5 protein-coding genes are annotated in these 5,551 nt (G+C 42.9%); 2 read left to right on the forward strand and 3 right to left on the reverse strand.

The window, feature by feature from the left end; genetic code table 11:
- Positions 1 to 182 precede the first annotated feature (182 nt).
- Positions 183 to 1,400, reverse strand: coding sequence for a NupC/NupG family nucleoside CNT transporter (locus E2491_RS12425; protein ID WP_134375978.1), 1,218 nt, complete (start codon positions 1,398 to 1,400; stop codon positions 183 to 185).
- A gap of 134 nt (positions 1,401 to 1,534) precedes the next feature.
- Here E2491_RS12425 and E2491_RS12430 point away from each other — a divergent pair, with 134 nt between their 5' ends.
- A complete protein-coding gene (locus tag E2491_RS12430) occupies positions 1,535 to 1,783 on the forward strand; it encodes a YueH family protein (protein ID WP_244093953.1) in 249 nt (82 codons plus the stop codon).
- 96 nt (positions 1,784 to 1,879) lie between these two features.
- Here E2491_RS12430 and E2491_RS12435 read toward each other — a convergent pair whose 3' ends face one another.
- Together E2491_RS12435 and E2491_RS12440 are read right to left on the reverse strand one after the other, a co-directional pair.
- Complete coding sequence (locus E2491_RS12435; RefSeq protein WP_134375980.1) at positions 1,880 to 2,545, reverse strand: class F sortase; 666 nt, start codon at positions 2,543 to 2,545, stop codon at positions 1,880 to 1,882.
- 4 nt (positions 2,546 to 2,549) lie between these two features.
- The gene (locus E2491_RS12440) at positions 2,550 to 3,356 is read right to left on the reverse strand and encodes a DUF4397 domain-containing protein (protein ID WP_134375981.1); all 807 of its coding nucleotides are present in this window, start codon (positions 3,354 to 3,356) and stop codon (positions 2,550 to 2,552) included.
- Between the two features lie 196 nt (positions 3,357 to 3,552).
- Here E2491_RS12440 and E2491_RS12445 point away from each other — a divergent pair, with 196 nt between their 5' ends.
- Complete coding sequence (locus E2491_RS12445; protein WP_134375982.1) at positions 3,553 to 5,118, forward strand: peptide chain release factor 3; 1,566 nt, start codon at positions 3,553 to 3,555, stop codon at positions 5,116 to 5,118.
- The last annotated feature ends 433 nt before the right edge of the window (positions 5,119 to 5,551 follow it).

A 5,551-nucleotide genomic window follows, 5' to 3' on the forward strand; every position in this document is an offset into this window, starting at 1 on the left:
CTGATCCACCTTCATTATACAAATAAAACATGTATAACAGAGGAACCAGAGAAAAATCTGGTTATCTATACTATACGAGCGTAGGATGTGTCAGGGGCCGTTTATTAAAAACGAGAAAGCGTCACAACTCATAAAGTTGTGACGCTTTTTCTATTCAAATCTATAAACATAACCTCTGAGAATTAGAAGAACATACCTGCAATCGCAGCGGACAACATAGAAGCAAGCGCTCCGGCTGCAACCGCACGAATACCCATACGGGCAATATCAGGACGTCTGTTAGGTGCAAGGTTACCAAGACCACCCAATAGAATCGCAAGTGAAGAAATGTTCGCAAATCCACATAGAGCAAACGTAATAATCGCAACTGACTTTTCAGAGAACTGATCAATCTGAGGAGCAAAGCTTGCATAAGCTACAAATTCATTCAGAACCAGCTTCTGTCCAATGAAGTTACCAGCGCGGATCGCTTCATCCCATGGAATACCAATCGCAAAAGCAAGAGGTGCGAATACATATCCCAGAATCAGTTCGATAGAAAGGTTATCAAAACCGATTAATCCACCAATTCCACCAAGAAGACCATTCAGTAAAGCGATTAATGCGATAAAGGCGATCAGCATCGCACCGACGTTTAACACTAGCTGAAGACCTGTTGCAGCACCGCGTGCAGCAGCATCCACCACGTTGGAAGCTTCTTCATCAGCTTCCATGTTGAAGTCTTCAGGGTCAGGCCGGTTGTCTGTTTCAGGAACAAACATTTTGGCCATAACAAGACCTGCAGGAGCAGCCATAAAGCTTGCAGCTAAAAGGTATTCAAGAGGTACGCCGAGTAAAGAATATCCGATCAGAACAGAACCTGCTACTGAGGCAAGTCCACCCGTCATGACAGCGAATAGTTCAGAATCTGTCATTTTAGCGATGTAAGGTTTAACAACAAGCGGAGCTTCCGTCTGTCCAACAAAGATATTGGCAGCAGCAGACATCGATTCGGCTTTACGAGTGCCAAGAAGCCAGGAAAGTCCCCCACCAAGAATTTTGATCACAAACTGCATGATCTTCAGGTAATACAACACTGAAATTAAAGAAGAGAAGAAAATAATAATCGTCAGCACATTAATAGCGAATACAAATCCGCCTTCCTGCTGCTGGTAGGCAAATCCGCCTAATACAAAGTCAATACCTGCATTGGCATAACCAATGATGTTATTGACCCCGAAAGTTAATGCTTCAAGGAAGCTTGCACCGATACTCGTTTGAAGAACGAGAAAAGCAAATGTCAGCTGAATAGCAAGACCGACTAATACCGGGCGCCACTTAATGCTCTTACGGTTATTAGAAAAGAGGAAAGCGATTCCAAGAATGGTCACAATACCAGCTAATCCCCAGAGAATATTCATTATTTTACAGCTCCTATCTTATTTATATGCGCATTCTTGTCAAAATGCTGATATCATTCTACAATGCAAATGCAAGCGTTTCAATATCCGTCACAGAAACGTCAATAAAAGTATGATGTCTGACATCAGAGGAGATGAACTACTTGAAAATTAGAAAAAGCTATGGTTCAAACGGAGAGAAATACGTATTCATTCACGAAAACAGGAAAGAGGAATCCATCCTTGTTGCGATACCATCTGTTCACTGGTCCTATTTATATAAGTACGAGGAGTCAGGTCCAGAGACTTATGAAAAGATCAGAGAAACATTGGAGAAAGTGACATTACCTGAGGAAGCACTGGAATTAAGTCAGAGAATCAGACAGTGGACTTCAGAAATGTGACATGTGAAAGTGAATTCGAATCAGACAGACCTGCACCCGCTACCATTTACGGATAGCGGGTGCAGGTCCGTCACATTCTTAAAGGTTATCAATTTATTAAGCTGCTGAATCTGATTTTAATTCAGTATACACAACCATCCGATCTACATAGTTTCTGATATCACGATCGAAGTAACCGGTACATGTGATCAGGTTCAGTTTTTCTTTAGAAGAGGCACCGAATATTTCCTGGATAGGTGCTTCATTACGGTCGTAAATTTCAGTTCTTGTCACAACGTATGTCAGCATTTTACCCGATTCATCATAAACATGAATTTCATCGCCTTCAGTGAGTTCTTTCAGATCCCAAAATACAGCGGGTGCTTTTTCACTATCTACATGTCCGGCAAGGACCGCACTTCCTTTTTGTCCGGGTTTAAATCCGGGTTCATACCAGGCGACTTCCTCACCATTATCAGGTACTGCCATTCCACCAGACTCAGGGTCAAGCCCATAAGGATTAATCTCTGCATCTACATTAATTGCCGGGATGACAAGTCGTGAAGGAGTAATGGTCTGCTGTTGAGCAGCAAGAAAAGGATTTGGTGCATCCGAAACCTGAATCCGGTTTTCGTTCTGCTCCTGTTCTTCCTGAACAGCGGTTGATTCTGTATCATTTTCTGCAGCCGGAGCGGTTTCAGGTTCTGCAGAAAAAGGTTGATCGCCTGCTGAGCATGCACTCAGCAGGAAGATCAACCCGATTAATAAAGCTTTAATTTTCATTTAATTAGTTGTTGTGAGCGCGTCTGCGAACTGCGAAAACAATTACCGCTCCACCCATTAATGCAGCTGCTGCAGCATATAGCATGAATGAATTGTTTTCCTGAGCCATTCCACCCATACCTGTTTCAGGCATTTCAGATGGCATAGCGTTTGCAGCTGGTGCAGTTAATACTAATGCTTCAATGCTGTCAAGAGTGTTTACTGCATATACGCTGTATGCCATTCCAGCTTCAAGCTCAGTTCCTGAAAGGTCAAGAACCTGATCGCCTTCCGGAGTACGTACTTCAAGGTCATAAGATCCTGCTTCAAGCTCAGCGAAATCAGTCACACCAGGGAACTCAGCTCCACTGAATACAGCGTCTCCACCGATTAGACCTACATCAACTGCAGGTGCATCAGGTGAGAAGTGTCCAGCACGAACTTTTGTCATTCCTTCGCCAATTGTTAAATCATCTTGCGTTACGTTAAGTGAAATGCTGTCAAGAGTTCCGATTGCAGATGCAGTGTAGTACATTCCGCTTTCAACAGTTAATGTTTCAGAAATAACAGCCGTTTCTGTGTCGCCTGCCGGGAAGATTTCCACTTCGTGGTCACCAGCAGGTAGTGCTAAGTAATCTGTGTAATCTTTGAATGCCGCGCCTTCAACTACTGCTTCACCATTTACATAGACGTCAACAGCCGGTGCGTCCGGAGATGCATGAAGGATTCTTACCCAACCTTCGCCACCTTCATGGTTGTCAGCAAGTGCTGCGCCTCCCATCATAGCCATCATCATGACAGCCGCTAACAATGAGCCTAACAATTTCTTCACATTTTCCACTCTCCTTGTTTTTTGTTCGTACATCATTTGTACAACTTATTTATACAACGTGTACAAGATTTCTTCAATTCTGAATGTGCTTTTTTGTGTTGACTGAGTGTTAGTATGTGCTGAAAGTGAGATTGCATTCTCTTCTTTGAACTACTATTATGGATGAAGGAATGAAATGAAGAGAGGAAATAAAATCATGACATTAAAAGAAGAAGTTTTATCCAGAAGGACTTTCGCGATTATTTCTCACCCGGATGCAGGGAAAACGACATTAACTGAGCAGCTGCTGTTGTTTGGAGGAGCCATCAGGGCAGCGGGAACAGTAAAAGGGAAAAAGTCAGGGAAGTTTGCCACTTCCGACTGGATGGAGATAGAAAAGCAGCGTGGCATTTCAGTAACATCATCTGTCATGCAGTTTGATTATAATGGAAAAAGAATTAATATCCTTGATACGCCCGGACACCAGGATTTCAGTGAAGATACGTACCGCACACTGATGGCGGTGGACAGTGCTGTCATGATTATTGATGCTGCCAAAGGGATTGAAGCACAAACCCTGAAGCTTTTTAAAGTATGTAAAATGCGCGGTATACCGATTTTCACTTTTGTCAATAAGCTTGATCGTCAGGGAAGAGAGCCGCTTGAGATTATGGAAGAGCTGGAAGAAGTTTTAGGAATTGAATCATATGCGATGAACTGGCCGATCGGAATGGGGAAAGAGTTTTTAGGCATTTACGACCGTCATCATCACCGTATTGAACAGTTCCGGACAGATGAAGCAGATCGTTTTCTTCCATTAAACGAAGACGGTGAACTTGAGGGAGATCATACCATTAAAGAATCTTCACTATATGACCAGGCACTTGAGGATATTATGCTGCTGAATGAGGCCGGAAATGAATTCACAGAAGAGAGACTTTTCAATGGAGAAGTAACGCCGGTATTCTTCGGCAGTGCCCTCACAAATTTCGGTGTTCAGACATTTCTGGAAACCTACCTTGAATTTGCTCCATCGCCGCAGCCAAGAGAAACAGATATCGGCAGTATTGATCCTGTCAGTGATGAATTTTCAGGCTTCATCTTTAAAATTCAGGCAAATATGAACCCTGCCCACCGTGACCGGATCGCTTTCCTTCGTATCTGTTCAGGGCAGTTCGAAAGAGGAATGCCCGTCCAGCTGAGCCGGACAGGAAAAACGATCAAACTGAGCTCATCAACATCATTTTTGGCGGATGACCGGAACACAGTTGATAATGCAGTGAGCGGAGATATTATCGGTATTCATGATACTGGTAACTACCAGATCGGAGATACGCTGACTGGCGGTAAAAGAAGCTATCAGTTCGAAAAGCTTCCTCAATTCACCCCTGAACTATTCATGAGGGTAACAGCGAAAAATGTGATGAAGCAAAAGCATTTTCATAAAGGCATCAATCAGCTCGTTCAGGAAGGTGCCATACAGCTTTACCGGACACTCAGAACAGAAGAAGTGATCTTAGGAGCCGTAGGTCACCTCCAGTTCGAGGTTTTCGAGCACCGTATGAAAAATGAATACAACACAGATGTTATGATGGAAAACATCGGATCAAAAATGGCGAGATGGATTGAAAATGAAGAAGACATTAAAGACTCCATGTCATCTCAAAGAAGCCTGCTTGTAAAAGACCGCTACGACAAACTCGTCTTCCTATTCGAAAACGACTTCGCCATGAGATGGTTCTCAGACAAACACCCGGAAATCAAATTGTACAGCCTTCTTTAATCACGAATGAACTTTGAATAAATCTAAAAATAAGATTACATTAACGTTGCCTGAGACATCCGTACCTACGGATGTCTCAGGCATGTTTTTTACCAAATTAAAACTTCAAAAAAGCGGTGGTGAAGCAAAACAAATAAACAAAGTACCAAGTTATTCTTCAGACTTATTACTGGGGTGAAGTTAATAATCCTTGCCCGTCTCAGCTAGACAGTGGAAAGGAATGATCCGGAACTTCTATCTTTTTTAACTAATCTGCTTGATGAACTTGAGATTATAATTATAAAAAGGGCTAGACTCACCCGTAGACTCCTGTGGCGGAAAGGGACAGGTGAAACCGATGTGCGTAGCACAGCGGGTTCACCGCCCGGCCACGGAAAGTCAGCTATATTATAGTCAAGAGAAAAAACAGATCTTTTTTGGTTTTTTTTTGAGG

Origin of the sequence: Jeotgalibacillus sp. R-1-5s-1 (assembly GCF_004405105.1) — a bacterium.
Lineage (GTDB): Bacteria > Bacillota > Bacilli > Bacillales > Jeotgalibacillaceae > Jeotgalibacillus.

Coding starts and splice junctions, on each gene's coding strand:
- E2491_RS12425 (WP_134375978.1), bottom strand. CDS start 1,400: ATGAATATTCTCTGGGGATTAGCTGGTATTGTGACCATTCTTGGAATC.
- E2491_RS12430 (WP_244093953.1), top strand. CDS start 1,535: ATGAACTACTTGAAAATTAGAAAAAGCTATGGTTCAAACGGAGAGAAA.
- E2491_RS12435 (WP_134375980.1), bottom strand. CDS start 2,545: ATGAAAATTAAAGCTTTATTAATCGGGTTGATCTTCCTGCTGAGTGCA.
- E2491_RS12445 (WP_134375982.1), top strand. CDS start 3,553: ATGACATTAAAAGAAGAAGTTTTATCCAGAAGGACTTTCGCGATTATT.